The 24687-nt window shown below is 37.8% G+C and carries 30 protein-coding genes; 14 read left to right on the top strand and 16 right to left on the bottom strand.

Annotation, left to right across the window (positions count from 1 at the left end):
- Window positions 1–101 precede the first annotated feature (101 nt).
- From LC454_RS13180 to LC454_RS13165, 4 genes are all read right to left on the bottom strand, one after another.
- Window positions 102–1244, bottom strand: a complete 1143-nt coding sequence (locus tag LC454_RS13180; RefSeq protein ID WP_223582953.1) for an FAD-dependent oxidoreductase — start codon at window positions 1242–1244, stop codon at window positions 102–104.
- 33 nt (window positions 1245–1277) lie between these two features.
- Window positions 1278–2033 (bottom strand): helix-turn-helix domain-containing protein, encoded by a 756-nt coding sequence (locus LC454_RS13175; protein WP_223582952.1) that lies wholly within the window; start codon window positions 2031–2033, stop codon window positions 1278–1280.
- Between the two features lie 418 nt (window positions 2034–2451).
- Entirely contained in the window at window positions 2452–2760 is a 309-nt protein-coding gene (locus LC454_RS13170) for a hypothetical protein (protein WP_223582951.1), read from the bottom strand.
- A 69-nt stretch (window positions 2761–2829) separates the two neighbouring features.
- Complete coding sequence (locus LC454_RS13165) at window positions 2830–3432, bottom strand: DUF4375 domain-containing protein (protein WP_223582950.1); 603 nt, start codon at window positions 3430–3432, stop codon at window positions 2830–2832.
- A gap of 240 nt (window positions 3433–3672) precedes the next feature.
- Between LC454_RS13165 and LC454_RS13160 the strand changes: the two genes are divergently transcribed.
- The 3 genes from LC454_RS13160 (at window position 3673) to LC454_RS13150 (ending at window position 4810) form a co-directional block, all read left to right on the top strand.
- On the top strand, window positions 3673–3891 hold the full coding sequence (locus tag LC454_RS13160; protein WP_223582949.1) for a hypothetical protein: 219 nt from the start codon (window positions 3673–3675) through the stop codon (window positions 3889–3891).
- Window positions 3892–4023: 132 nt separating this feature from the next.
- Window positions 4024–4257: a hypothetical protein gene (locus tag LC454_RS13155; RefSeq protein WP_223582948.1), complete on the top strand. Its 234-nt coding sequence runs from the start codon at window positions 4024–4026 to the stop codon at window positions 4255–4257.
- A gap of 82 nt (window positions 4258–4339) precedes the next feature.
- Entirely contained in the window at window positions 4340–4810 is a 471-nt protein-coding gene (locus LC454_RS13150) for a DinB family protein (protein ID WP_223582947.1), read from the top strand.
- Window positions 4811–4893: 83 nt separating this feature from the next.
- Here the strand turns inward: LC454_RS13150 and LC454_RS13145 are convergent, their stop codons facing one another.
- The 5 genes from LC454_RS13145 to LC454_RS13125 form a co-directional block, all read right to left on the bottom strand.
- A complete protein-coding gene (locus tag LC454_RS13145) occupies window positions 4894–6108 on the bottom strand; it encodes a DUF3472 domain-containing protein (protein WP_223582946.1) in 1215 nt (404 codons plus the stop codon).
- 241 nt (window positions 6109–6349) lie between these two features.
- Window positions 6350–7942: an MFS transporter gene (locus LC454_RS13140; protein WP_223582945.1), complete on the bottom strand. Its 1593-nt coding sequence runs from the start codon at window positions 7940–7942 to the stop codon at window positions 6350–6352.
- Window positions 7942–8988 carry an HlyD family secretion protein gene (locus LC454_RS13135; RefSeq protein ID WP_223582944.1) on the bottom strand — a complete coding sequence of 349 codons (1047 nt, stop codon included), beginning with the start codon at window positions 8986–8988 and terminating at the stop codon, window positions 7942–7944. Before LC454_RS13135 ends, LC454_RS13140 begins: the two co-directional genes overlap by 1 nt.
- A gap of 11 nt (window positions 8989–8999) precedes the next feature.
- Window positions 9000–10334, bottom strand: a complete 1335-nt coding sequence (locus LC454_RS13130) for a TolC family protein (RefSeq protein WP_223582943.1) — start codon at window positions 10332–10334, stop codon at window positions 9000–9002.
- The gene (locus LC454_RS13125) at window positions 10321–10572 is read right to left on the bottom strand and encodes a hypothetical protein (RefSeq protein ID WP_223582942.1); all 252 of its coding nucleotides are present in this window, start codon (window positions 10570–10572) and stop codon (window positions 10321–10323) included. The genes LC454_RS13130 and LC454_RS13125 overlap by 14 nt, the downstream gene beginning before the upstream one ends.
- Window positions 10573–10664: 92 nt before the next feature.
- Between LC454_RS13125 and LC454_RS13120 the strand changes: the two genes are divergently transcribed.
- Window positions 10665–11444 (top strand): helix-turn-helix domain-containing protein, encoded by a 780-nt coding sequence (locus tag LC454_RS13120; RefSeq protein WP_223582941.1) that lies wholly within the window; start codon window positions 10665–10667, stop codon window positions 11442–11444.
- Window positions 11445–11497: 53 nt separating this feature from the next.
- Here LC454_RS13120 and LC454_RS13115 read toward each other — a convergent pair whose 3' ends face one another.
- Window positions 11498–11860, bottom strand: a complete 363-nt coding sequence (locus LC454_RS13115; RefSeq protein ID WP_223582940.1) for a winged helix-turn-helix transcriptional regulator — start codon at window positions 11858–11860, stop codon at window positions 11498–11500.
- A gap of 171 nt (window positions 11861–12031) precedes the next feature.
- On the opposite strand from LC454_RS13115, the gene LC454_RS13110 reads away from it, so the two are divergent.
- The 3 genes from LC454_RS13110 to LC454_RS13100 all read left to right on the top strand — a co-directional run bounded on the left by LC454_RS13110 (window position 12032) and on the right by LC454_RS13100 (window position 12882).
- Window positions 12032–12187, top strand: a complete 156-nt coding sequence (locus LC454_RS13110; protein ID WP_223582939.1) for a hypothetical protein — start codon at window positions 12032–12034, stop codon at window positions 12185–12187.
- The gene (locus tag LC454_RS26540; protein ID WP_223582938.1) at window positions 12147–12332 is read left to right on the top strand and encodes an SDR family oxidoreductase; all 186 of its coding nucleotides are present in this window, start codon (window positions 12147–12149) and stop codon (window positions 12330–12332) included. Before LC454_RS13110 ends, LC454_RS26540 begins: the two co-directional genes overlap by 41 nt.
- Before the next feature lie 208 nt (window positions 12333–12540).
- On the top strand, window positions 12541–12882 hold the full coding sequence (locus tag LC454_RS13100) for a class I SAM-dependent methyltransferase (protein ID WP_223582937.1): 342 nt from the start codon (window positions 12541–12543) through the stop codon (window positions 12880–12882).
- 646 nt (window positions 12883–13528) lie between these two features.
- Here LC454_RS13100 and LC454_RS13095 read toward each other — a convergent pair.
- Window positions 13529–13879 carry a winged helix-turn-helix transcriptional regulator gene (locus LC454_RS13095; protein ID WP_223582936.1) on the bottom strand — a complete coding sequence of 117 codons (351 nt, stop codon included), beginning with the start codon at window positions 13877–13879 and terminating at the stop codon, window positions 13529–13531.
- A gap of 117 nt (window positions 13880–13996) precedes the next feature.
- Between LC454_RS13095 and LC454_RS13090 the strand changes: the two genes are divergently transcribed.
- A complete protein-coding gene (locus tag LC454_RS13090; RefSeq protein ID WP_223582935.1) occupies window positions 13997–14701 on the top strand; it encodes a hypothetical protein in 705 nt (234 codons plus the stop codon).
- Between the two features lie 243 nt (window positions 14702–14944).
- Window positions 14945–15064 carry a DUF1896 domain-containing protein gene (locus LC454_RS26635; RefSeq protein WP_223583003.1) on the top strand — a complete coding sequence of 40 codons (120 nt, stop codon included), beginning with the start codon at window positions 14945–14947 and terminating at the stop codon, window positions 15062–15064.
- Here LC454_RS26635 and LC454_RS13080 read toward each other — a convergent pair.
- The 3 genes from LC454_RS13080 to LC454_RS13070 form a co-directional block, all read right to left on the bottom strand.
- Window positions 15045–15725 carry an MBL fold metallo-hydrolase gene (locus LC454_RS13080; RefSeq protein ID WP_223582934.1) on the bottom strand — a complete coding sequence of 227 codons (681 nt, stop codon included), beginning with the start codon at window positions 15723–15725 and terminating at the stop codon, window positions 15045–15047. The two genes, LC454_RS26635 and LC454_RS13080, sit on opposite strands and share 20 nt — an antisense overlap.
- Before the next feature lie 53 nt (window positions 15726–15778).
- Window positions 15779–16366: a Crp/Fnr family transcriptional regulator gene (locus LC454_RS13075; RefSeq protein WP_223582933.1), complete on the bottom strand. Its 588-nt coding sequence runs from the start codon at window positions 16364–16366 to the stop codon at window positions 15779–15781.
- A 132-nt stretch (window positions 16367–16498) separates the two neighbouring features.
- Complete coding sequence (locus tag LC454_RS13070; RefSeq protein WP_223582932.1) at window positions 16499–17023, bottom strand: GNAT family N-acetyltransferase; 525 nt, start codon at window positions 17021–17023, stop codon at window positions 16499–16501.
- Window positions 17024–17170: 147 nt separating this feature from the next.
- On the opposite strand from LC454_RS13070, the gene LC454_RS13065 reads away from it, so the two are divergent.
- Complete coding sequence (locus LC454_RS13065) at window positions 17171–18028, top strand: LysR family transcriptional regulator (RefSeq protein ID WP_223582931.1); 858 nt, start codon at window positions 17171–17173, stop codon at window positions 18026–18028.
- 357 nt (window positions 18029–18385) lie between these two features.
- Here the strand turns inward: LC454_RS13065 and LC454_RS13060 are convergent, their stop codons facing one another.
- Complete coding sequence (locus LC454_RS13060) at window positions 18386–19228, bottom strand: AraC family transcriptional regulator (protein WP_223582930.1); 843 nt, start codon at window positions 19226–19228, stop codon at window positions 18386–18388.
- 88 nt (window positions 19229–19316) lie between these two features.
- On the opposite strand from LC454_RS13060, the gene LC454_RS13055 reads away from it, so the two are divergent.
- Both LC454_RS13055 and LC454_RS13050 read left to right on the top strand, forming a co-directional pair.
- The gene (locus LC454_RS13055) at window positions 19317–19709 is read left to right on the top strand and encodes a DoxX family membrane protein (RefSeq protein WP_223582929.1); all 393 of its coding nucleotides are present in this window, start codon (window positions 19317–19319) and stop codon (window positions 19707–19709) included.
- Window positions 19710–19720: 11 nt separating this feature from the next.
- Window positions 19721–20668, top strand: coding sequence for a polysaccharide deacetylase family protein (locus LC454_RS13050; protein WP_223582928.1), 948 nt, complete (start codon window positions 19721–19723; stop codon window positions 20666–20668).
- A gap of 90 nt (window positions 20669–20758) precedes the next feature.
- Here LC454_RS13050 and LC454_RS13045 read toward each other — a convergent pair whose 3' ends face one another.
- The gene (locus LC454_RS13045; RefSeq protein ID WP_223582927.1) at window positions 20759–21202 is read right to left on the bottom strand and encodes a GNAT family N-acetyltransferase; all 444 of its coding nucleotides are present in this window, start codon (window positions 21200–21202) and stop codon (window positions 20759–20761) included.
- Window positions 21203–21737: 535 nt separating this feature from the next.
- On the opposite strand from LC454_RS13045, the gene LC454_RS13040 reads away from it, so the two are divergent.
- Complete coding sequence (locus tag LC454_RS13040) at window positions 21738–22913, top strand: ROK family protein (RefSeq protein WP_223582926.1); 1176 nt, start codon at window positions 21738–21740, stop codon at window positions 22911–22913.
- 509 nt (window positions 22914–23422) lie between these two features.
- Window positions 23423–24406 carry a type I glyceraldehyde-3-phosphate dehydrogenase gene (locus LC454_RS13035; RefSeq protein WP_223582925.1) on the top strand — a complete coding sequence of 328 codons (984 nt, stop codon included), beginning with the start codon at window positions 23423–23425 and terminating at the stop codon, window positions 24404–24406.
- Window positions 24407–24687: the final 281 nt, after the last annotated feature.

The following is a 24687-nucleotide window of genomic DNA, read 5'->3' as shown; positions in this document are numbered from 1 at the left end:
ACATGTACGACCCAAGCAGAGAACGAATTAGAGATCAAAACTATTAAACTGACTATCAGTTAAATAAGTGAAACGATATGTGTAAATCCAACTCCTAAACTTTACAGGAACATAGCCAGCAATGCGTTAAGTCCGCTTTCAGTGTGTAATATTTCAGTGTTTTCTAAGGTATCTTTTGTTACTGCTGCTGCTCTTGCCTGCATTTGTTTTTCGTAATGTGAAATTGCAGTCTGAATGTCTGGAAAATTGTCACTTGTCAAATTTTCTGCCAATTCAAAGGCGTCTTGCATGGCTTGATTTACCCCCTCACCTGCGTATGGTGGCATCCGATGAGCAGCATCGCCAAGCATTGTCAAGTTTGGTAATGTTGGCCAAGTTTGGTCTAATGGAAAATGATATTGCGGACGTGGCATAAACCAAATTTCATTACTTGCAAAAAGTTCTTGCCATTGTTCACTCCATGACGAGAACGCGATTTTAAACCAATCAAAAACCTGTTGTTTATTATTGAAGTCAATGCCGCTTTCCTGCACCCAATTTTCGGGAACTTTACAACCGGTATAAAACGATAAACTGCCCTCTCCTTTTGTACTTAAGATAATTGATTGCCCGTTTCCAAGAGCAAAAACTTTTCCGCCTTTTGTGATTTCCCAAAGTTTCGGAGCGTTTTTTTCGGCGTTGTAAATATTACCTTCAACAATCGTAACGCCAGAATAAATCGGCTTAATGTCGGTAATGTGAACACGGATTTTTGAGTTTGCACCATCCGCTGCAACGACAAGGTCAGCGTAAGAAGATTTTCCGTTTTTGAAATGCAAAAGCCAGCCATTCTCCTGTTTTTCCATTGAAATGAACTGACTGTCCCAAATAATGGTATTTTCATGCAATGAGTTGATTAAAATATCGCGCAAAGGGGCACGATCAATTTCAGGACGATCTTCCTGATAATCATGTTGAATCTCGTGGTCATCCATTTTGATAATGGCTTGGTCGTCTAACACTCTTAAGCGTCCGGCCTCTGGTCGAAAGCTGGCCTTAAATTCGTTCATCAAATTTGCTCTACGAAGAGCTTCCAAACCACTTTCTTGGTGCAGGTCCAGTGTTGCTCCCTGTTGGCGAACTTCTTTGTTTATATCACGTTCATATACTGTTACATTTGCTCCTTTTAATTGTAAGAGTTTGGCTAACGTGAGTCCGCCAGGACCGCCGCCAACGATTGCGATTTTCTTGCCTTGTAATTTCATATCCAGTACAATTTATTTTTTGACTGAACAAATTTACTTTGACTCGAGCGTTGAAAATTGTATAAAACGCTCATTTTGGTTCTTCAACAATTCTTTTGGTGAAACACCAGAAAGTTTCTTGACTTCTTTAATGAAATGGGATTGGTCGGCAAAGTTTTGTTGTGGAAACAATTTGCCTTCTTTGATGTGTTGAAAGGATGCACGGAAGCGGATAATATTACAATATGCTTTTGCTGTGAGTCCGAATTGCTGATGGAAATAACGATTGATCTGTTGCCTACTCCAAAACGATTTTTCTGAAAGTTCTTTGATTGTAATCACTCCGTTTGATGAATAAATGAGTTCAAACAGTTTTCGTTTCCTGTTGTCTATTTCACTTGGCAAAAGTGACTGTATTTTTTTTATCGCTTTCTCGCAGAATAAATCAAAGTCATTGAGGTCGTCCGCACTAAAGTTCCAAAAATTAGGTGGCAAGATTGTTCCCTTGTCCGCCAAGCTGGCGATGTTGGTTTGAAAAATATATTTTATTGCAAGCGGTTTAAAACTTATAGCATAAGTTTGTCGTAAAGGCGTAATGGTCGCTTGGCCTGGTTGCGTTTCGATTCCCAAAAGCGTAATGTGGAAAGGCTCTGTTGCAGATTGCGTAAAAAATAGATCAACTCTTCCGTCTGGCAATACAACAACCTCTTTGTCAAGGTCTGATTGGTTTTGTAAAAGCCAAAAACTTTCAACAAAGTCCGCAAGCGATTTGTCTGGTTTTATTACTTTATATTTTAATCCACTTTCCATTATTTCAGTCAATTCTTATGTAATAGCTTTTCCTATGAAATTTACTACGACACATGCAGTAAAGAGGCCCAAAACGTGTAACCAAGAATATTATCTATATAATCAATGACAAAAATATAATCCTACTTTTTATTTCACGAGTATAAATTTAAAAAATCTTAGCGAAAAATATTCTGAGATCTATTCCAAGGTACTATGATCGTGCCTAAACCCCATCCTTACAATAAACAAGAGGGATTTTGGATTTGGTTCAACCCCTGTTGTCAGATAAATCAAGACCTAGCTGACCCAAATGATCTGTACAAGTATCTGAATAATGAATGGTTTGACGACGATGTCATGGAATCCGATGACTATAAGTACTATCGTGCGATGCCTTCTTTCTACTCTCTACTTTCTATTCTAATTAGTCAATCTGCTACTCTTCCTCATTGAAAACTAGGTAATCGTCCAATTCCTGATTTTCTTCATTTAGGATCAATGTATAATAGCCGACATTGGCCCCTTTTGACAACAACTTCAAGCAAACTTCGATGACATAGTTCTCACTACGCATATCGTTATATAAAAATTTTATGGAATCCCTTTCAAGCTGAACATCGCTAGCGAATGAAGTTATTTCATTAAATAAGTAAGAATTCTCCTCTAGTTCGATACAGCTGTGATAGGAATCGATTACCCTTTTAAAATGATTTTCCAATATTTGATTATGTACATTTTTTATCATAGCAACTTGTATTTTAAAGGTATTAAATCTTCAATGCGAATGGGCCATCTGTAGTTACAAGACTCGCGTTTAATCAGTAAACTCTTTCTTGTTCTTTCGGATGTAGTCAACCTGAATTTTTTGTAAGTTTTTGGTTTCATTAAGTTTGTAGAATTCCTCGTCAAATTTGTTCAACGGATTGTTTTCGTAGGATTTACTAAAACCTTCTACCGTGCCATCCTGATCTTTAGTTATTTTCGATTTCTCTTTTTCAAACGTGCGGTTTGCTCGCTCGGTCAGGTCAGCAAATTTAGTAGCGCCGACCAATTTCAACGCTTCTGGCAGTGCGGCAGCAAATTGACCGCTTGAATTGAAATAAAATTGATTATAACCTCCATTATTTACTTCTGTTTGTAATTGGCTGATCATATATATTGCTTGTCTAGATTTGTTCCAAGACAAGACAATTTCATATTCTTTATCTTGTGTTGCCGATAACTTACGATAGAGATTATCATAGACGACGTCTAATAACAAATCATCTGAAGTCGTATCAATAATTTGTTCGGTTAATGAGGTCTCGATTGATGGCTTACTATGGTTTTGCTTAGTAGTTTCAGAACAGCCAAACAAATTAAAAATCACTGTTATTATTCCTATGGTAATAACTTGTCGTCTCATTGATTTTATCATCTTAAACTTTTTAGTACTCAAATATATACAATAATCCTATCCATGCATATAACTTAATGATCAGCTTAAAAATGGCCCTATCCTACTCACCCCGCGGATCGGGACTTAATTGGAAACTGGATAACAATCATTTATTAAGAACATAAAACATAAGAGAAAAGCGTATCTTTCCCTAATTATAACACAAACTAGCGCGCTCCCTAGTTTTGAATTGCAGGAGTATTTTCACATAATAACGCCATGAGATCATTTTTATTAATTGTAATAACCATCATTGTCAATTTTACGCATAGCTACGCCCAGAAAGATCCTGCACTTAAAAATGCACTAGCAAAAATGACGGCGGCATCTATCTCAAGCGATGCGCAAGCTACCGTGAATCTGACCTCACCACGGCTAATTAAACAGATGGGTGGAAATGAGAGTGCATTTAAATTGATCAAAGAGGGTTATTTATAACTGGGCAACCAGGGATTAAAAATTGACACGGTCATCCATTATCTTGATCTAGATACTCATCCATTAGATGATATCGAATACTGTTTCTTTCCTCAACTAATCGTACTGACCATACCCGATTCAAGTAATAAAATGATAGCTTACGCGACTTTACTAGCTTTTAAAGAGCCGCATATTGACGGCTGGAAATTTTTAGATTACGGAAACTTGAATGACGAACATATGAAAATCCTATTGCCCGATTTTGTCGGTAAAGTCAATTTCCCTACAACCAATATAAAGCCGATGATGCTGCCAAAGGAAGAAATAGCTTCTAATATAGAATCGTTAATGAAAATCATTGACGATGCAGTGGTCAAGCTATAAATTGTGTTTCACACAATTTTAAACTTAAAACAAACATTATATATTAGGTTTATTAAATTGATTTAAAATCTTCATCAATAATATGGCTAATGAACTATTTGAATTTGAAATCTTAAAAGCTAGCAGAACTAGGTTATTACAATTAGTAGAAACAGTTGATAACAAAATATTATTTAAAATTCCAGAAAACTTTAACAATAATATAGTTTGGCAAATTGGTCACTGTATCACATCTCAGCAGCGGCATATGTATATGCGTAGTGGTTTACCAATGCATATATCACAGGAATTTATGGAAATGTTCAAAATTGGAACTTCCCCACATACTTGGAAGAGTATTCCAGACATTGATGAAATAAAACATTTATTACTTTATACAGTAAATCAACTTAACAAAGATCTAGAATCGGGTATATTTGTTAAATATCAACCCTTTAGCTTACCGATTGGCATCTTTATAAATAATCACATTCAAGCACTTCAAGCTGCTAACTTTCACGAAGCCGAGCACAGTGGAATAATATTAAACTACTTAAAACTTCTTATTAAATAAGATATATTTATGCCATATCTATTAGCATTTAGTATAAAAAAGCTGTAGGATCCTACAGCTTTTCTGTTTTTTAGCAAGTTGCACTATTTCACCACGCGAACTGTTTTCGCAGTGGATTGCTTATTGAAAATGTCTGTAATGGTCAAACGAACATTGTAGTTGCCTGTGACTAAGGTGTTGTTCAACGTATCGGCGCGTTTCTCTGGCCTAATCAATTCTTTATTTGCAAGTACCACCCCATTAGGATCGAGTAGTTCAATTTTATAGCTTAACTGTGGCGAACCGGTATCACTAACCGCCCAGGATACAATGACTTTATTACTTTGGTATTTTGCAGATTCATTGCTACTGCTAAGTGTCGTTAACGTTGGAGTAGACCCTTGGTTGGCTTGCTCCGGCAATTCTAAAGTACGGCCTGTTCCAAAGGCGGCATTTGGTGTTATGGAACCACCATGCTCCATAAAATATGCATTTTCTGTAGCATCATATCCGGCATTAAAGGCACGGTCGAAATAACCATTACGACCGGCGTCATTGGCATTCGCTGAAAAATATCGACTCGTAGATTTTTCCCAAACGTTATCTACACCTAAGTTCCAACAATCTTTAAAAAATGCTTTGCGATGAAATCTACCATCCCATGAAGGATTGTCTCCTACCCAGTTTTCAAGAAACGCACCATTGCCAACTCCCAAAAATCCGGATTCTGCTTGTCGTCCAATCGTAGAAGTATGAAACCACTTACCTGTCGCTTCATTATGGATGAAGTTAGCAATGTAAATCTTTCCATTATCCTTCCATGATCGTAGAACAACGTTATACCAGGTGTTTAATTCCCATCCGTAAGGGTTGACGGTTTTCTGTCCATCTCCTTCTCCACCAAAGCGACTTACCACCGTTGTCGGTGCTTTGTAAGAATAAAAAGCATAGTTAGCAGCACTGGTATTGAGATCCCATAATGATGCGATCAAAGTATACGGTGTGGGTGTATTCTGATCGGGTGTATCTTGCAATCCAGCATACCCTCCGTGATAATTGTGTACGGAAAAGTATTCGGTCTTCGCAGTATTGGTGATTTTAATCTTATGCATCTTCAAAACAGCGTCATTCTTAAACCTATAAACTAGGTGTTGCGACGGTGCAGCATTACTTCCCGACAAGCTCAAATTGGGCAAATCTTTGTCGCTTTGTACTTGGCTGCGGTATGGCCTCAGTTTTAAATCGGGTCTGGTACTTTTAGAACAGGAGCTGCTTAATAGGATACTCAATAAGGTCGCACATAATGTGGCTTTTATCATAATTACTGGTTATAGTAAAAATTAGTTTACAAGTCTGACTGCTGTTAAAATGCATCATTGCAACAAATTATTCATAAAATTTGAGATCAGAAAATTTCTTTCAAACGAAATCGGTTGCGTAATCTTGTGTGTAACAGCGATGTAATTCTATCGCCATTTTTTTATTTACCTAATATTCTTACCGTCCGAAATGATTATAAAAAGTAGTGCTTTTCAATTCAAAAAGTGTCAAATTGAAACTTTAATAAGGAATATTTGCTTTCCTTAATCTCAAAACAACATGTTGAATTTGAGGCAGGAGGAATAAAATAATGATGACAAAAATCAAACCTGTTAACATCAAATCATAATAATCTCTAGTAGCACGAGCCAGTATTTGATGGCCTACCATTTGATTAAAATAGTCTGAGGATACTGTTTTTGATGTATAAATATCACTACCTACATTTATGTATTGGTTTTGAATATCCAGTAACGTGACAGGCAATTGAGAGTTCGTTTCGGTGAGTGATTCCCGAACCTTTTCCCTTACTGATGATTTTGCAAATAATTGAAGTTCGTTATTAAGTGCCAGACTAGCTGTAAATCCAGTGAACCTAGCTAATATCCCTACAAGTGAAGCATTTAAAGCTATTTGAGGCGGTGCTGATGATGCAGTAAATGAAACAATCGGAACAAACAATACACCTGTTGCCACGCCATAAATAAACATAGGTAGAAGGAAATCGATTGTTTCGCCCTGTACAGACACAAATAGTATCATGTAGGCATAATATACTGCCATCAACCCAAAACCAACAATAATCATCCTGATCAGGTTATAACCCATCAATACAAATCGGGAAGTAATAAACATACTTAGTGTAGTTCCAAAAATTACAGCTGTCCATACCGGAATGGTACTCAGTGGATGGTTTCCTAAAATCGCTTCAAGATAACCATAGGCTAGCCCTGTACTTCCTTTAAGGATATAAAAGGTAAAAAGAAGCAAAAGCCCTATAACAAAATTCTTTGCCTCAAAGATCTGTAAATTGATTAATGGTCGTTTAAGTTTTAATGCTCTGATAATAAAAAGAGAAAGAATGATTAGATTAACTAAACTTAGAGTAATGATCAGTGAACTATCAAACCATCCCAATTGTCGTCCATACACAAGGATGTATCCTAATATCAAGATAAAAGACACATAAAATAAATAGCCCATCCAATCCACCTGATAAAGTGGTATCTTTTTGGTAAACCGGGCTCTACTGTTCATGGAAAGTAAAACAACACTTGTCAGCATAATGACTACGATAATAAATCCGAAGAATACCCAGTTGAAATCAAAGAAATAAATGACTACATTGGTATAGATGGAGTAAAATGGCACAGCTATTTGTATACTGCCATAAAGAAGGCTATAAGCAATCACACGGGCACGTACAGACTGTAACCGTGGAAAAATAAGCTGCAAAACAATTCCCGACATCAACGCACAGGTAATACCCTGCAAAAACTGGCAGAAAACAAATAATGTCCAATCTCTGAAGTAAAAACAGGCCACAGAACATATTGCATTTACTGCAAATGCTAGCAGTAGATATTCCCTTGCTGCAAAATATTTTACGATTCTAAAATCCAGTGCCAGGAAAGCTACTGTAGAACCGTAAATAACGACCATACCATATTGTACATCGGTAGGTTGTATTCCGTAAAAGCCCATTGTAGCAACCGGACTTCCGTAAAAAGCAAAACTAAACAGGGAGGTCATCAGGATAGCAAATATGATGGATCTGGCCATCCATTCTGATACCCAGGATTTGAAAATTGGTATTTTATGTGCTTGCATCATTAATCTTTTAAAACGTAAACATTTGCATTCATTCCGGCAGAGAGCTTAGTTAATTTTTCGGGCGTATCGGTAAGTTTAATCCGAACAGGAATACGTTGGATGATTTTTACAAAATTACCTGTAGCATTATCTGGTGGAAGTAGCGAATAACGGGAACCTGTGGTTGGCGAAAGGGACTCGATTGTACCCGTAAATTTTTCATTCGAAAAGGCATCGACTTCAATAGATACCGCTTGCCCGATTTTGAATTTACCAATCTGTGTTTCCTTAAAATTTGCCATTACCCATTTTTCTTCGGTTTTGTTCAGCAAGAAGGCCAATGTCTGTCCGGGTTGTATCAGTTGTCCCGCCTGAATGGTCTTTTTACCAATTTGTCCATCAAAAGGTGCAGTGATAACGGTATATCTAATGTCCAAGTCCTGTCTTTCAAGAAGTATTTCTTTGATCTTTATTTCTGCCTGTATGGCATCACGCTGTACCTTGAAATCCTTTAGTTTGGATTCGGCGACTTGTAAAGAAGCTTTTGTCTGATCATAATCTGATTGTGTGATGGATAAAGAAGCACTGACGTTGTCAAATTTTTGTTGTGTGGTAGATTCGTCTGCCAGTAGATTTTTATACCGGTCGAATTCTTTTTGTTGCTGGTTCAATCTCGCTTTAGCACCTATCAATTTGGCCTTTATGACTTCAATGCTTTTAATCTGCGTTTCTTCGCTGGCAGCCAAGATCGGTAATTTGACCTGTGAGCTCATGAGTTCTGCCGACGCAGCATTTTTTTTCAGCCCGTACTCATCCAATTCAATCACCACAAGGGTATCGCCTTTTTTGACCTGCTGATTGTCCTTATAATATATTTTACGGATATAGCCCCCTACTTTTGCATTTATGGGGGAAAGATAGGCATCAATCTGGGCGTCGTTGGTCTGTTCATAGCGATATCCTTTTAAGAAATAACTAGCTCCCCAAATAATGATTCCGATGAATAATGCGATACCAAACCATTGGGTTAGGCTTACAACAATTTTATCTGTTTTATTTTTGTTCATGATATTTTGTATTAAAGAATCCCGATAATTGCAAATAGCCTGATATGCGTAAGTTTGACGTTTGTTTGTGCTGTTGTCAGATTAAATTTAGCTTCCAATAAAGCATTTTCGGCTTCCAAAAGATCGGTAAGAAGTGATTCTTGGTTTAAGTAGCTACTTCTGATAACACGAACAGTTTCGGCGGTTTTAATGATATTTTGCTCCGCTGTTTCCATGCTCTCCAAAGCCTGTTGCTGCAGCAAATAAGCTTCTTTAACCTGAAGATAGATTTCATCTTTTTTAATGTTTGCTTTTTCTTTTACCTGATTGCTGACCACTTGGGCATGAGCGATAGAATGTTTGCTTTTGTATAGATTATCGATAGAAAACTGGACTTTAATCCCTGTCTGACCAAATCCCCATAAATCATTCGAATACGGATAGAATGAAATCTGCGGATAAGTGTAATTGTAATTCGAATACAAGGAGACTTTGGGCCATCGTGTGGCTTTTATCTGCTTGATGTTCAGCTCGCTCAATTTAATATCACTATGGATTATCTTGTACTCTGGCGATTTGTTGAAAGCGATATCTACATAATCGTAGTAGTCGCCTTCTGTGATAGCTTTTAATTCAATTGTATCTTGGTGTTTTATTGCCAGCTCAGCATCATTTTCGCGCCCCATCAGGATATTGAGCCGTTGCTTAGCGATTTCAATCTTCTTCGCAACATCAGAAAGGCTGAGCTCCAGTCGCGATAATTTTACAGAGGTTCTCAGTACATCACTTTTTAGCACAGTGCCGTTTTTATGCAGGCTTTCCACGAGTTCCAATTGTTTCTTTTCTGCTTCAATTTCTGCATCAAGAAAATCATGGAAATGCAGAAACTTGTACAAATCAAAATATGCAACTGCAACATTGTATTTTACGCTGTGCTTTTGTAGATCAACTTCATATTGCGTGCGTATCTCTTCTTCCTTTTTTATGACAATGTTTCTTTTGTCCTTACCACCATTGTAAAGATTGAAGCTCAAGTTGTAGCCCACTCCGTACCCATAACCTTTTACAGGCACATCCTGTGGAGAAGAGAATAGTCCATTGTCATAGATCAAGAATTTGGAATTGATTTTTACATCTCCACCAACAGAAAGTTCCGGCAACAAACGGTCTTTTGCCTCCAATATTTCTAAACTACTTTGCTGAAGATTTAGGTCGGATAGTTTCAGTTGATGGTTATTTGTTTCGGCAACTTTCCAAATTTCTTCCAAGCTTAATACGTGTGCATTAGCTGCTTGCTGGGCATAGAGAGACTGTATCAATAGGGCTAACAATAAGCCCAAAATCGGAGCCATTTTATATTGTTTCATCAGTTTTCTTTATATATTTCTTTCTTTTTGCTAGCCATGGTTCTACTATCTTTTTCAATTCATCAAAGGCAAAGGTTAAATCTACCATTGGCATAAAAGCATAGTTATACCCATAAGCAAACCAGAAGATGTTAGCTCGATCAATTTCTTCATCTGAATGATATGATTTATTATCAGATTTTTTGGCTTGTGTTTCAAGTTCAAAATCTTTGTCAGGTTTTATGATATTATGTTTCATAATGACTTTACTATTATTTACATGGCAAAATTATCCATCATAGCAAGCTGATGTTTTATATAATTAGCCTAATATTTGTTAAATTTGGCCATATGGAAATTCTTAGCCGGTTAATAAATATTGTTGATCAAAATCCCGATTCAATACTGGTGATGCGACAGCAGATGGAACAGCGTTTGCCTGCTCATCAGCACAATAAAGCTCAGTTGTTATTGGTTTATGGCGGGATTGCTTATTTGCAGACAGACGAAAAGGATTTATATATTCCGTCTAATCATTATATCTGGATACCAAAAAGTTATCGGCACAACCTGATGTTCAACACGCAGGATCTATATATTATCAATATCTATTTTCCGGAAGAAAGAGCTGGTAATTTTTATGAGGAATTGGGCATTTATCCGGTGAGCAAGCTTTTGGCAGAAATGCTCTCATTTAGTGAGAAGTGGCAAGGTGATTATTGCAAAGGTTCATGGGAATTTGAATTTTTAAGCACGCTTAAAGGCATATTATCAAAAGAAAATCTCAAAAAATTTTCCATACAACTTCCTACAACAGACGATCAAAGGCTCAATGCCATAATCGACAGTTTTAGAAATAGGTTAAATGAAAATCTAAGCTTAGATATTATTGCTCAGCAATCGGGAATGAGTGTGCGTAGTTTGACCCGATTATTCCAAACCAAACTGCACATTACATTTGTTCAGTACTTAAAAATGCTACGGATTATTAAGGCGATGGAATTAATCAACGATACAGATTTGAATATGACCGAGATTGCGTACGAGATTGGCTATTCAAATATATCTGCTTTTAGCAATAACTTTTATCTGCTGACCAACATGAGACCTACGGAATTTAAAATGAAATAAGATATGCTGATTTAAATTTAAGTTGGAGTGGAAAACAGATGAAAGATAAAAATTTACACACTTTTCAATGTGCGAATGATTACAGTCCGCAATTTTTCTTCATATTTATCTCCCCACATTCCTAAAGCACCAATTATAGGAATTAAAGACTGACCAAATTCAGTCAACTTGTATTCTACCTTGGGAGGAACTACAGGATAAACCGTTCTCGAAATAAGTTCATGTTCTTCAAGTTCTTTAAGTTGAATATTGAGCACTCGTCGAGATGCGTCCGGTATTTTGCGCTGAAGTGCGCTCGGACGTAGGTGGCCTTGGTTAATGAACCAAAGCAATCGCATTTTCCACTTACCATATAAAACCTCACCAATAAGGTCTAGTCCACATGTAAGATTGGGCATAGTTTTTCTCTCATACATAAAACAAAGGTATATCACTGCCCGCATATGTACAATAGGGGAATAATTTATCCCTATTTGAATCGTAACTCCGTACTTGTGAGATCATATGATACTCCGCAAATTTGTACAAGGAAATAGATATTTTCGCCAATAACGGATTGAATAGACAAACAACAAAATAAGAAAAAGATGAGTAACAATTTAGATTATCAGAACGAGCTTATTGATAAGGTGGCAGTGGTAACAGGGTACAAAGGGAGCTGGAAAAGCTATAGCCGAACGTTTAAAATACGCTGGCGCAAAGGTGATCATTACGCCAAGAAATCCACTGGAAGAACCGGATAAAAATGCCCTAGGAGGAATTCCTTACGGCAGACCAGCCTTTCCGGAAGAGGTTGCTGAATTGGTAGGGTTTCTGGTTTCACCCAGAGCTAGCTATTTGACGGGAACTGAATTTGTCATTGATGGCGGAACACTTCCAACAATCTAACAGACATCTCTTAAACTTCGAATTCATTTGGATATTTTAATATTCTTTGGATATCCTTCAACGCATTTTAGGCGCAGGTCTTGACCCTATTTCACTCTATCTACTAGAGCAATACGGCCACCAAATTGAAACGATCTTTGAAGTTGATATTGAATTTATGGATGAAAAAAGATCGCTCTAAACAGAACTGATTGGTGATCGGGATAAAGTGAAGCTGATCACTCATGATGCTACCGATATTGACTCCTTGTTGGATGAATTAAAAAGATTGGGCCATCATTCATCAAGTCCAACAATATTCCTATTGGAAGGTTTTGTCTATTACATCAGCCGGGATAAGTTCAGTACACTGCTTGAAAAATTAGCCGCTGCTGATGGAAAGAAAGTGGTCATACTAGATTACGTTTTACCATTTGAAACCATTCATGAAAGCAATCGGGAGAAATCCCGCCTCATGCTCCGTTCCCTAGAACAAGGCTTAGGCTGGCCAATCATGGTCTATCATAAATTTGATATCACCGGATTAATCCAATTTTTAAAGGCGATATAATAACCTCTGATTCGACACAGGAAATGGAGAAAAAATTATATGGAGAAAACGAAATTTACGTCCACCCAACTAGCGGCTTTATGGAAATGATAAGTTTCCAGTTTTCATAAAAATCCTGAATTTGAGAAATTCAGCAGCAATACTAACTTTTTAAAAGGGCGGACTATTCCTGTCCATGAAAATCAAATCAGCATTGCGCAACTTTAAAGCAAAGAAGCTATCTCTAATTCACTGAAATAGCTTCTTTTCGAAAATATGAGTTTATGGTATTGTATTTATGTGAGCAATATTTGTAAAATTTTACGTTTAGGCAGGATATATGATAAAAGGTGTTTTTTAGGCGATCACAGGGCGATTGGGAATTAGCACACGGAGTAATTAAAAGCTCTGCATCGACGCCCTTATTCATGTAAGCGTAAAGAAAGATGGTATTTGGCATATTTTTGTCAACACTTGTTATGCTGCATCTATCCACTGACCAGTTTGCAAAAAAATTGAATATCACCTAGACGACAATACGCCACTGACTAAGGATCATATCGAGAAATATATTGGAATGATTGAGGGCGTTGAAATTAAGTGGAAGAAAGGCGCTTGAACATAGCTTATGACCATGCCTAACAAAAGTGGAATTTTACATATAAGACTACCAATAGATATTGTCCGCTTCCAGTGAAATCAATAATTCGCCATATTCCTTCAGGATCTGAATTACAGGTAATGCATGGCGGGAACGATCTGTTAATGTATATTCTACCCGCGGAGGTTTTTCGCGAAATACTGTCCGGCTGATCATCTTTTTTTGTTCCAACTCTCTCAGCTGGGTATGCAGCATCTTATCTGTTATGCGTGGGATCGTGCTCTTTAGGTCCCCATATCTCAGGGGGCCATGCACTAGACTTAGCAGTATAGGTATCTTCCAGGTACCTCCAATATGTGAAAAGGTAAATTCAACCGGACTATAATAAAGTTTCCTGTCGTGTGTAAATTCCCGCATAAATCAAATTTATCCAATATATTTTAAACAACAGTCATCTGTCCTTTACTGTGAAAAAAGTATGTAAAAGAAAGAAGTCATTTTATACTTATACTTTTGAAACCTAAACTAAAAGCAATGAAACACAGTACATGGGCGGCGATCCCGATATTGAAATATGTCTTTATAGACGCAACACTTACCTTTTGGGAAACACTAGGATTTAAAATTACGTTTAGACAGGATCGTCCGTATAAATATGCGGTTTTGGAACGCGAGGGATCCCATCTGCATTTCCATTATAGTAAGAATATAGAGATTTCGACGCCAGGTAACGGTTGTCTTATTATCATAAACGATGTTCAGAAAGTTTATCAGGAGTTTTGCGGAGCCTTTAATCGTCATCTTGGACGTATTCCTTCAACGGATCTACCTAGGATTTCAAGAATGAAACCTGCGGGAACACGTTTTACTGTAACTGATCCTTCCGGGAATTCTGTAATATTTATACAACAGGGGCCCGAAGATGAAGCCGATTATGAATTTACTAGACAAAAGGACGCAACTGAGTTGGGAAAGTCAATTGCCATTGCACTAAAACTGAAGGATTTTAAAGAAGACTACCTGGCGGCTGCCAAGACACTCGATAATGCTCTTAAAAAACACCTAAATCAAGAAGATAAAGGCATACAGTACGCGGAAGCCTTTATCATAAGGGCCGAACTTGCCAGAATATTGAATGATCCCGCCAAAGAAAAAGATTGTTATAAATCACTGGGTGATCTTGAGGTTTCGGCCGAAAAAATATCTGAACTAAAATCCAAGCACAGATACGACAGATAACGTTAATCCATTGATTTCAATAATGGATAGGTCGCCCATAACTTCCATCGTCTCTTTAATTAAAAATTGATTTGCCATATTTTTTTGATTTTATGTGTATAGCAAAAGCATCGTTGACGATGGCGCTATCTGAGGAAAACAAGTGGTATGTTGGAGATGCCAAAAAGTCCTCTCAGTAAAGTTATTGAATGATAAATGATGAAATTAAATGCTTATGATGAAGTTTACTAAACGGGTAACCCAATTGAAGAATGTAAACAATATGCAGATTACATTCTTTTTGAGAATTTGTATTTCTTAAAATTCGATACGATTTGCAATTTTTTCACCAACGAATTTGACATTAAAGCTTACTGCATTTAGCCACAAATTGCTCAAACTTCCGATCTATATTGCGCATAACCGGTCCGTGACCGAAACAGATAATGGAAGGATTCAGTTTTGCCAGCTTCTGGAGCGATTTGATGTTGCGCTGCTGATCTGTGGTGAATAGATTTGGCGGAAGCCGTAGACCTGTCGCAGTTGTGAGCAAATTCATATTTGTCGCCACATCTCCAATGATAAGTACACCATCTCGCTCACGGAATAAGGAGATGTGACCTGCCGAATGTCCGGGTGTCTCAATGACCTGAAAGTTTCCAATCTTATCATTTTCAACAATTGTCATTTGGACTTGATGTCCCTGACCCGCCCAATACTTTTGTTGAAGCTTTGCTATCCAATGTTGTGGCCTTGGATAATCCTTGGTTACCATACCCGTTTCGGTCCTAAAAACTTCGGCGGGATGACAGAGCAAGGGTATAGAGAACTCTTTGCATATCTGATCGCTACAGCCCTGGTGATCCGCATGCGCATGCGTAAGAAGATGCTGGTAAACGGGTATTTCCTCAAGGGCTTTCTTTACAGTGGTATACGAGCTCCGTATTCCGGAGTCTATCAATACACCTTCGATAATATAACAGTTAATACTGTTTCGTGGCATCAGTGGAATCTGAACCACCTCGGGAGCAATGTGACGTAACATATTTTTTTGTGCAAATCTACATCGCTGGTCAGAAACGAATAAGGACATTTGTCCTATAATTCCTTGTGTCTATGCAATTGGCCCTTGGCCCGAGTAAGCGAACGTTGCGTGATGCTCAGATACGATGCCAGATCTTGTGTCGCTATACGACGGACGAGCATCGGTTCGTTCATCAAGACATGACGGTATTTATCCACAGCCGACTTATTATTATAATTAAGCAGGTAGAGCTCCTTTTGACTATACTCCCGCTCCATCACCGATTTTATAATATCATTCCAGGTGGCAACCTCACCAAGCAGATGCAGATAGTCTGGATAGCTTATTCCATAGATTATGCCATCTTCTATAACCCTGATACTCCTTCTGGATTTTGCCTGCGCCACAAATTCCGGAAACGAGGTGGCAAATTCATTTTCAAACTTGAAACAGGTTATATTTTCTTTTCCTTCTTTGTCGATAGCGTATGCCTTTACAGCACCCCTAGCAATAAATCCAATATAACGGCAAATATCCCCCTCACGAATAAAAAAATCGCCCTTCTTCAAGCTGATCGGCTTGAAGAAATTCACAGAAAAGTTAACCTCCTCTGCTGAGAGTGCTCCTGTTAAGGACAGGTAATTTTTGAATATATCAATCATTGGGCAATTTTTTCTTTCTTTTAATTTCATCTTGAATGTCTGTCTAGTCTTCTTTTACACACTGATCACCTTTTTTAAATAACGACTTTTCCTTTTGATCTTCGAATTTAAAAATATCACTTTTAAAATTCATTATTTGATCAGTTCCTTTTTCATCATGATATCGGTCTGCTCATCATCTCCCAACTTAAAGATATGCTTGTCAAATGCAACAAATCCGTTCTTCTCATAAAACTGTATTGCCCGTAGATTTTTTTCCCATACACCCAACCAAATAAAAGAAAGCCCCAAAACTTCGGCTATTTGAAGTGCTTTCTCATAGAGTATCTGCCCTACCTTTTTACCATGAAATGCACGTAAAACATAAATCCTTTCTATTTCCAAGGCCTTATCATCTTGAATCTCTGTTTGGTATTTTCCTGTATTTAATTTAAGATAACCAATTACAGTATTATTATCTACAGCAAAGTAGAATTCTGACCCTGCATTATTTAGCTCTTTGATCAGCTTTATTTCTGAAAAGCTCTCAGAAAGATAACTTGCCATATTCTCTTCATTGTTGCTTTCGGAAAAGGTTTCCAAAAATGTCTCTCTCCCAATCTTCTGAAGCTCCGCAATATCATCAACAGTTACTCTTTTAATTTCAATAATTCCCATTTTCAAGTAATTAAAATATATAGATAGTTAGTTTCTTATCTTAAACGGCACACCTAAATAACCTCCATTAAGTTTTGCAAAATTAAAGGCCATTTTAATGCAAAAAAATGCTATATTCTCATCTACTAATTCGTAAATTGCATTACTATGGATCTGCAACAAATAAAGTATTTTTTAGCCGTAGCCCGTGAGCTCCATTTTTGGAATGCAGCAGCAACTATGAATATCACCCAATCCGCCCTCAGCCGTCAAATTCAGTCTTTAGAAACGCTTCTGGGTATCCAATTGTTTGAACGTACCAAAAGAAATGTCAAGCTTACACCAGCCGGCAAATTTTTAAAAGATAAATGGGAAGTTGAGCTCAATAGGCTCGAATTTCTTCATCAGCATGCCCTCCAAATACAGTTAGGAGAAACGGGAACAATTGTAATTGCTCACCCGGACTCAATTTCCGCTTCTATTATGCCAGAAATACTGAGTAAGATCATTTTGTCATTTCCCTTATTGAAAGTGGAGTTGGTTCAGGTACGCTATGAAGACCAACAAAATCTTTTAAAGAACTATAAAGTCGATCTGCTCATTACTAGAGATATCAATAAAATTGATAATATTCAATCAAAGCAAATATATACAGACCATTTGGCAATAGTTGTCCCTGAAGATCATCCTTATAGGAACTTGAAAGATTTAACCAAAGAATCACTGGAATCGCAAAAGTTCATTCTGCCTATCAAAGATGAAGGCAGTAGCTATAGTGATACTGTTCAGCAATTATTTAGGTCATTTGATGCTGTTCCGAATACCCATGTCTATTCCGAATTTGGTTCAGCAATCATTGCACTCGTTCGCAAAGGTATCGGAATTTCGGTTTTGCCGGATTCTTATATTCATCATTCCATTCCTGGAATCCGTTTTATTGAGACCAAGGTTGAAACCAACCTTTATCTAAACTGGCGATTTGATGATCAAAATCCCATTTTATTCAATGTTTTGGGCCTGTTGTGAAACTGATTTAATACAATAAATCACTAGCCGTGCTGCCTGATATTTTCCTTTACAGAATTTCTTACCATCTGAATTAGTGCTATATTTTCAATTTTTGCTTCTCTAAATCTCATGCAGTTAAATAAGGCTATATTTCACTTTTTAATTATCGAGATGATCAAATGGGGCTTTTTATTGAAATAGGGAGGCTAACGTGAACAATGGAATTTTATTGATTTGCTCTATTCTTTTGTTTTGATATCTATAGCAAAAGAATGGTGCTAAGGAGACTATCGGAGGAAAACAAGGGATATAAGCTGTACGCGTGAGAGACCAAAAAGTCTGATATCTACAATAAGGCAAGGGTTTCACATGGATTTATAAATGCCCATTTTTTTCGAGTAGTCTTTTCCTAAAAGTTGTGGGACTTACCCCATATTCTTGATGGAATATCTTGTTGAGGTGGCTGGTATCCGTAAATCCAAAGTCTAGCGTGATTTCGCTAATTCGCTTGTTTGTATGTATAAGGGCTGCTTCAATCATGTGGAGCCTGTAACTGCGGATATACTTTTGCAGACTTTCCCCCGTCTCCTTTTTAAAATACTCCCCCACATAGTTTGGCGACAAATGAAAATAGGAAGCTAGCTCCTCGATCTTTAGTGCCTCTGGCCGTTTAATATTTTGATGTACATATCCAAGCATTGACAATGGATGAGATGGTTGATAAGGATATGCCGTTTGAACGGATGCAATATTTCTTGCAGCGATGGAGATGACAGTGTTCAGCAACTGTTGGATAACTTCCTGATGATGGGGCCCTCCATTTTGCTGTTCCCTTAACAGGGCCTCAGCCAAGGCTCTTACCATTGGCTTATCAGTAACTGTTTTAAGAATACAGCCAGGCAAATGGTCATGATTGTAAAAGATGTATTCAAGCTTCTGTACCCATTCTCTATGCTGAGTTTTTAAGTAGCTTTCATTAAATCGAATAAAGAAGAAGCGCGTTGTTAATCCTATACGAAAGGAGTGCGAATCCTGTGGAAAAACTAAAAAAAGCTTATCGCTGTCATAAGGAAGCTCATGCTCATTGATAATCTGAACACCACTTCCTTCCAAAATAAAAACCATTTCGAAATAGGTATTTTTATGAGGAACGGCAGTATACTCATCTAATGTGAGCAGCTCGATTTCAAAAGGCCTATGCAATGTTTTTAACTTCATCCTAGTTTTTTACCGATAATACCTCCAAAGATACCGATTTCAGACAGTAGATTGATGCAATTTTGAATCATCAAATTAAAATAAGATAATGGATACAACAGTTTTCTTACTCCTTCGGCTGGGCATTGCCATCAGTATGTTTGGACACGGTCTTGTACGGCTGCCGAAATTAAACACTTTCAGTCAATGGATGATCGCCAGTTTTGAAAAATCCCTTTTGCCAAAGGCTATGGTACTACCGTTTAGCTATGTGTTACCTGTGGCAGAATCCACAGTGGGCCTGTGTCTATTGATTGGTTTGTTTACAAAACCTGCACTAATCATGGGAGCAGGAGTATTGCTGATCCTGCTTTTTGGTACAGCCATGATTGAGAACTGGGAAGCCATTCCCTCTCAGTTACTGCACCTTGCTTTCTTTGCCCTGCTGCTACAATTTGTCCAGAGCAACTCTTGGGCTTTAGATAAACTTTTCAATCTATAATAATTTAATCCATGACCACAAGACGCACATTTATTAAACAAACCGGAGCCCTTGGTACGTTGAGCATATTGCCCTTTACAAATAGCCAAGGTAATCTCCAAGACAAATCTCCCGTAAAACCTAATTCCAAATGGTCCGACGGTTCCCGCTTGATCGTCTCTATTTCCATGCAGTTTGAATCTGGCGGACAGCCCGACAATGCAGAAAGCCCATTCCCACAAAACATGGACAAGGGCTTTAAAGATCTTCCTGCCGAAACCTGGTACCAATACGGCTATAAGGAAGGTATTCCCAGAATGCTTGATATCTGGGACAAGCTTGGAGTCAAAGTTACGTCACATATGGTCGGTTCTGCTGTACTCAACAACCCGCAACTGGCGAAAGAAATTGTCGAAAGAGGTCACGAAGCGGCAGCACATGGGATGAACTGGAGCAAACAATATAATCTGCCTTATGAGGAGGAAAAGAAATTTATACAGGATGGCATAGAAGCCATTATGCAGTCAACTGGAGTTCGTCCCGTGGGTTATAACGCCAACTGGTTGCGACGTGGCGAGAATACGCTAAATATTCTACAGGAGTTGGGTTTCAAATATCATATTGATGATCTGAGCAGGGATGAGCCTTTTATAATCAAAGTAAAAGACAAGGACTTTGCTGTAATACCTTACACACTTCGCTGCAACGATATCCAATTGATTGCTGGTGAACATTATTCAACCGATCAATTTGCACGGCAGGTTAAAATGGAATTTGATCAACTTTATCAAGAAGCTGAAACCAAACGCAGGCAGCTGTCGATCAGTTTTCATGACAGAATTGGCGGAACACCGCAAATGGTGAATACCATCGAACAGATTATCCGCTACATGCAGCAGCACGAGCGCGTAAGCTTCAAACGGAAAGATGAAATTGCAGACCTGATCTTAAAAGACGAAACTGCGATAAGGGAAGATTAGCTTCTCAAATAAATAATAGAAAGCGCCACTTGGTTTAAAGCGGCGCTTTTTGTTCATTGAGTTGGAATAGCTACGAACTGACCAAAACCTTTAAACCGCCGAATCCTTCCATTTTTCAAAAGGCATTTCGAATTTGATTTCATCTTTACCATGAGTTCCGATTTCCTTCCACCCGGCTTTTCGGTAAAAACGTTCTGCTCGCGTACCGGGTGCGGTTCCCAGCCATACTGTATGCGCTGTTTGATTAAAGTACCAGTCCAGCATAATATCGTGTAGCTGTTTCCCTATTCCCCGTTTATCATATTCCGGATGTACAAATAATGCCCAAATATTATGCTCAGCCAGATCCACTATTGAAAAACCAACAATGTTATTGTTAATTTCAAACACCCATCCTTTGCCTCTTTTCATTATAAAATCTTCACAGTCCTGATCAGTTACTAGACCTGGATCCGATAATGGATTTTCCTTTACAGCATTTCTAACTACTTGCATCTGTGGAATATCCGACACTCTTGCTTCTCTTAAATTCATCTATTGATTTTTATAGGTTATAAGACGCAATGTACACAATTATGGGAATTTCTCATTTAGAAATTTTTCGGATCTAAAACGCCTTTTGAGCTTCCCCTCTCTTTTGGTAATATACAACTGGCTAGCTTTGATATTAATTGTATTGCCTGGAGTTGTGTACCATTATCGTACGATTCAAAAGTATTAATGTCCGTTTTCGGACATCTTATATGAGAAAATAAAGGAAACATGCTTTAAATTGGCCTTTTGACGTTGGCATTATAGTTGACCTCGGATAAAATAAGTTTGAAGGATTCTTTTAATAGTTCAACAAGCTGCTAAAACTTACTTTATTTATGTTGCTGAGCCCCCTAAAAATAGTCTTACCTGTCTTCTCCCATAATGAGATCTACGTTATACCGAATATAAACAGACTCGTATTTACTATTGCCTACAGCGTAATTTGTTCGCCGAACTAGAATTTAATCATAGTCATGCGCATTTCAAACCATATAGGTATTCAATGCAATATACAGTCACTTACCTAAAGCTAAATATGAATCCATTATATCAGGTCATCGTTAAAACACTCTATTTTTCAGGTACACTGTCTATCGCTGAACTCAGCAAAAAAATAGGGAAAAGTATACCTAATACCACCAATAGTATCCAGTATCTTCTTGAAAAAAAAATCATCACTTGTGAAGGCCTTGCACCATCAACCGGAGGACGTAGAGCAACTAATTATTCGTTGAACGGAAGGGATCTACCTCTTATATTGGCTATTACCATTGATCAATATAGCTTCACCATCACTTTATTGGATCTTTCAAATAACATCATAAAAGAATCCTCACAGGAAACAATAAACCTACAATTGGACAGCAATCTACATGTAAGAATTTTAGAACGAATTGATCATTATTTAGCGGATCAATTGGCTGCAAGAATACTAATTGTGGGAATTACTATGCCAGGTTTCGTTAATTCGGCCAAAGGTATAAATACATCCTATTGTGAACAACATCCTCTTTTTAATATAAGAGATATAATTCAGCAGCATCTGAAACGTCCTGCTTATATCGAAAATGATTCTGCAGCTATCGCCATTGCGGAGCATAATTTTGGCAAAGCCAAGGATACTGAAAACGCATTGGTCATCAATCTCAATTGGGGAGTCGGCATGGGCATGATTTTAAAAAATGAACTATTTAGAGGTAGTGTTGGATTCGCTGGAGAGTTTAGTCACATTCCGCTGTCGGATCAAAATAAACTGTGTTCATGTGGAAAAAAGGGATGCCTCGAGGTTGAAGCATCTCTTCTAGCTGCGATTGAGTGTGCCAGTTTAAAACTTGATGCCGGAGAGGTATCAATACTTGGCAAGCTGTACCAACGGGAACGAAAAATCACAATTGCCCAATTGATGGAAGCTGCTATAGATGGTGACCAACTGGCGATTAATTCCTTCTCTCGGATTGGCTATATGCTAGGAAAGGGTATTGCTACTCTAATACATATTGTCAATCCGGAAAAAGTAATTATTAGCGGACATGGTGCAAGAATCGGACAGATACTGCTACCTCAGATTCAGGCCGCTGTCGTCGAATTCAGCATCAATCGCCTGTCAAAGCATACGCGTATTGAGATATCATCCTTACTCAATGTGCAGCTGATGGGGACTGCTTCTATAGCGATATTAGCATTAAATGGAGAGACATTAAATATTAACTAATATTCCGTGCTTATGTAGATTTTGGATAAATCTTTGTACCTCCCATCTGTAGGGTGATTGAAAAGGCAAAATCTTCACCAAGCATATCATCTTTGGTTGCTGAAACCTTTTAATTAATTCTTTCACAAACTCAGCAGATGAAAACATAAAAACTTCAATTATTATTGAAACAATGAACACCCACTAAGGTTAATAGTACGGTTATCAACAGCAATACATGACTACTTCGGATACTCTCGGCATCCCATTTATTTCTTAAACTTACATTATTATGAAAGATCACAGTTGCGAATAGCTGAAGCTATCTGGTTTTTCCTGAACAGCGACTTTCCAATACTTCCATCACCCTAGCCATAAAACTATGGACAGTTTAATAATCAGTAAAAACTACTAAGTGACATTAACAAAGGGAATTTCTTGACCAATGTCAATCTTTTTTATCGGAAAATAGAAGAACTTAGACAGTACATCAAATAGAAAAAAATATAAACAGAATTAAAAGAAATGTTATGAAAAAGATAGCTATTAATGGATTTGGCCGCATCGGACGTGCCGCTTTAAAAATAATAACAGAAACTGCCGATCTGGAGGTTGTCGGAATCAATGATCTGATGAGTATCGAAAACGCCGCCTACCTGCTCAAATATGACAGTAATTATGGTAAATATGAAAAAGATGTACGCATCGAGGGAGATATACTTGTAGTCGATGGAAAGGCTGTTAAATATACAAGCATAAGAGAAATTGAAAAATTACCCTGGAAAGATATTCAAGCTGATATCATCATCGAAAGTACGGGTATTTTCACGAACAAAGCCGATGCTGAAAAACATTTAACGTCCGGAGCAAAATTTGTAGTCATCTCAGGCCCAACCAAAGATACGCCTACTGTTGTCCATGGTGTAAATACTGAAGATGGAAAGGTTTCTGTTTTTTCATGCGCAAGCTGCACGACGAACAATATCAGCCCGATCATCGAAATATTAGGAAGAAAGATAGGAATCAAAAAAGCAATTCTGAATACCACACACGGTTATACTGCTTCACAGGCACTTGTAGATGCTCCTTCAAAAAAAGAACCACGTATGGGAAGGGCTGCGGGAATTAACCTTGCTCCTGCCGCTACCGGTGCTGCAATAGCGACTACAAAAGCACTTCCGCAATACGCCGGAAAGTTTGACGGCATAGCTGTTCGGGTACCTGTCCCGGTCGGATCAATATCCGATATTACTTTTATTGCCGAAAGAAACACAACGATCGAAGAGATAAACCAAATTTTGATCGATGAATCCAAAACTGATCGCTATAAAAAGGTGCTAACGGTAACAGACGAACCACTGGTGTCTACCGATATCATCAAAAGTCCGTTTGCAGCGACAGTTGATCTGGAAATGACAAGAGTTGTCGATGGTGATCTTGTGAAAGTGATGGCCTGGTATGACAACGAATGGGGATTTACCAATCAAATGATTAGACAAATTCAAGCTATTTAGAGCAATAGCAATGAAAAGCTGAACATACAAGACCTTTCAATAATTTGGAAGGTCTTATTTTTTTACCTGGCGTTTTTAAGTTAGTCCTCTCTTAAACTTTACGTAATTCCTGATATATGCTGTCTAATCCCGTTAGATAATTTCGCTCGAATTTATTTCGCCAATAATCTTATGGCGCTTAACCCGAACCACTTCTGACATTGAATCTCCATTCATTTCGGCAATCGAAATAGTTGTGGGTTTCTGCACAAGCATTTGCCTCTGAATTTACCATTGAAAGA

The organism is Sphingobacterium sp. GVS05A, from assembly GCF_019969845.1.
Taxonomy (GTDB): domain Bacteria; phylum Bacteroidota; class Bacteroidia; order Sphingobacteriales; family Sphingobacteriaceae; genus Sphingobacterium.
The sequence above is the reverse complement of the archived record's forward strand: the minus strand, read 5'-3'. Positions and strand labels throughout refer to the sequence as shown.

Excerpts from the sequence above, each read along its gene's own strand:
- LC454_RS13055 (WP_223582929.1), top strand. The coding sequence starts at position 19,317 with ATGGATACAACAGTTTTCTTACTCCTTCGGCTGGGCATTGCCATCAGT.
- LC454_RS13110 (WP_223582939.1), top strand. The coding sequence starts at position 12,032 with ATGAGTAACAATTTAGATTATCAGAACGAGCTTATTGATAAGGTGGCA.
- LC454_RS13065 (WP_223582931.1), top strand. The coding sequence starts at position 17,171 with ATGGATCTGCAACAAATAAAGTATTTTTTAGCCGTAGCCCGTGAGCTC.
- LC454_RS13150 (WP_223582947.1), top strand. The coding sequence starts at position 4,340 with ATGGCTAATGAACTATTTGAATTTGAAATCTTAAAAGCTAGCAGAACT.
- LC454_RS13165 (WP_223582950.1), bottom strand. The coding sequence starts at position 3,432 with ATGATAAAATCAATGAGACGACAAGTTATTACCATAGGAATAATAACA.
- LC454_RS13140 (WP_223582945.1), bottom strand. The coding sequence starts at position 7,942 with ATGATGCAAGCACATAAAATACCAATTTTCAAATCCTGGGTATCAGAA.
- LC454_RS13095 (WP_223582936.1), bottom strand. The coding sequence starts at position 13,879 with ATGCGGGAATTTACACACGACAGGAAACTTTATTATAGTCCGGTTGAA.
- LC454_RS13070 (WP_223582932.1), bottom strand. The coding sequence starts at position 17,023 with ATGGGAATTATTGAAATTAAAAGAGTAACTGTTGATGATATTGCGGAG.
- LC454_RS13090 (WP_223582935.1), top strand. The coding sequence starts at position 13,997 with ATGAAACACAGTACATGGGCGGCGATCCCGATATTGAAATATGTCTTT.
- LC454_RS13040 (WP_223582926.1), top strand. The coding sequence starts at position 21,738 with ATGAATCCATTATATCAGGTCATCGTTAAAACACTCTATTTTTCAGGT.
- LC454_RS13160 (WP_223582949.1), top strand. The coding sequence starts at position 3,673 with ATGAGATCATTTTTATTAATTGTAATAACCATCATTGTCAATTTTACG.
- LC454_RS13115 (WP_223582940.1), bottom strand. The coding sequence starts at position 11,860 with ATGTATGAGAGAAAAACTATGCCCAATCTTACATGTGGACTAGACCTT.
- LC454_RS13145 (WP_223582946.1), bottom strand. The coding sequence starts at position 6,108 with ATGATAAAAGCCACATTATGTGCGACCTTATTGAGTATCCTATTAAGC.
- LC454_RS13130 (WP_223582943.1), bottom strand. The coding sequence starts at position 10,334 with ATGAAACAATATAAAATGGCTCCGATTTTGGGCTTATTGTTAGCCCTA.
- LC454_RS13075 (WP_223582933.1), bottom strand. The coding sequence starts at position 16,366 with ATGATTGATATATTCAAAAATTACCTGTCCTTAACAGGAGCACTCTCA.
- LC454_RS13035 (WP_223582925.1), top strand. The coding sequence starts at position 23,423 with ATGAAAAAGATAGCTATTAATGGATTTGGCCGCATCGGACGTGCCGCT.
- LC454_RS13080 (WP_223582934.1), bottom strand. The coding sequence starts at position 15,725 with ATGTTACGTCACATTGCTCCCGAGGTGGTTCAGATTCCACTGATGCCA.
- LC454_RS13170 (WP_223582951.1), bottom strand. The coding sequence starts at position 2,760 with ATGATAAAAAATGTACATAATCAAATATTGGAAAATCATTTTAAAAGG.
- LC454_RS13125 (WP_223582942.1), bottom strand. The coding sequence starts at position 10,572 with ATGAAACATAATATCATAAAACCTGACAAAGATTTTGAACTTGAAACA.
- LC454_RS13050 (WP_223582928.1), top strand. The coding sequence starts at position 19,721 with ATGACCACAAGACGCACATTTATTAAACAAACCGGAGCCCTTGGTACG.
- LC454_RS13045 (WP_223582927.1), bottom strand. The coding sequence starts at position 21,202 with ATGAATTTAAGAGAAGCAAGAGTGTCGGATATTCCACAGATGCAAGTA.
- LC454_RS13135 (WP_223582944.1), bottom strand. The coding sequence starts at position 8,988 with ATGAACAAAAATAAAACAGATAAAATTGTTGTAAGCCTAACCCAATGG.
- LC454_RS13175 (WP_223582952.1), bottom strand. The coding sequence starts at position 2,033 with ATGGAAAGTGGATTAAAATATAAAGTAATAAAACCAGACAAATCGCTT.
- LC454_RS13155 (WP_223582948.1), top strand. The coding sequence starts at position 4,024 with ATGATAGCTTACGCGACTTTACTAGCTTTTAAAGAGCCGCATATTGAC.
- LC454_RS13060 (WP_223582930.1), bottom strand. The coding sequence starts at position 19,228 with ATGAAGTTAAAAACATTGCATAGGCCTTTTGAAATCGAGCTGCTCACA.
- LC454_RS13120 (WP_223582941.1), top strand. The coding sequence starts at position 10,665 with ATGGAAATTCTTAGCCGGTTAATAAATATTGTTGATCAAAATCCCGAT.
- LC454_RS13180 (WP_223582953.1), bottom strand. The coding sequence starts at position 1,244 with ATGAAATTACAAGGCAAGAAAATCGCAATCGTTGGCGGCGGTCCTGGC.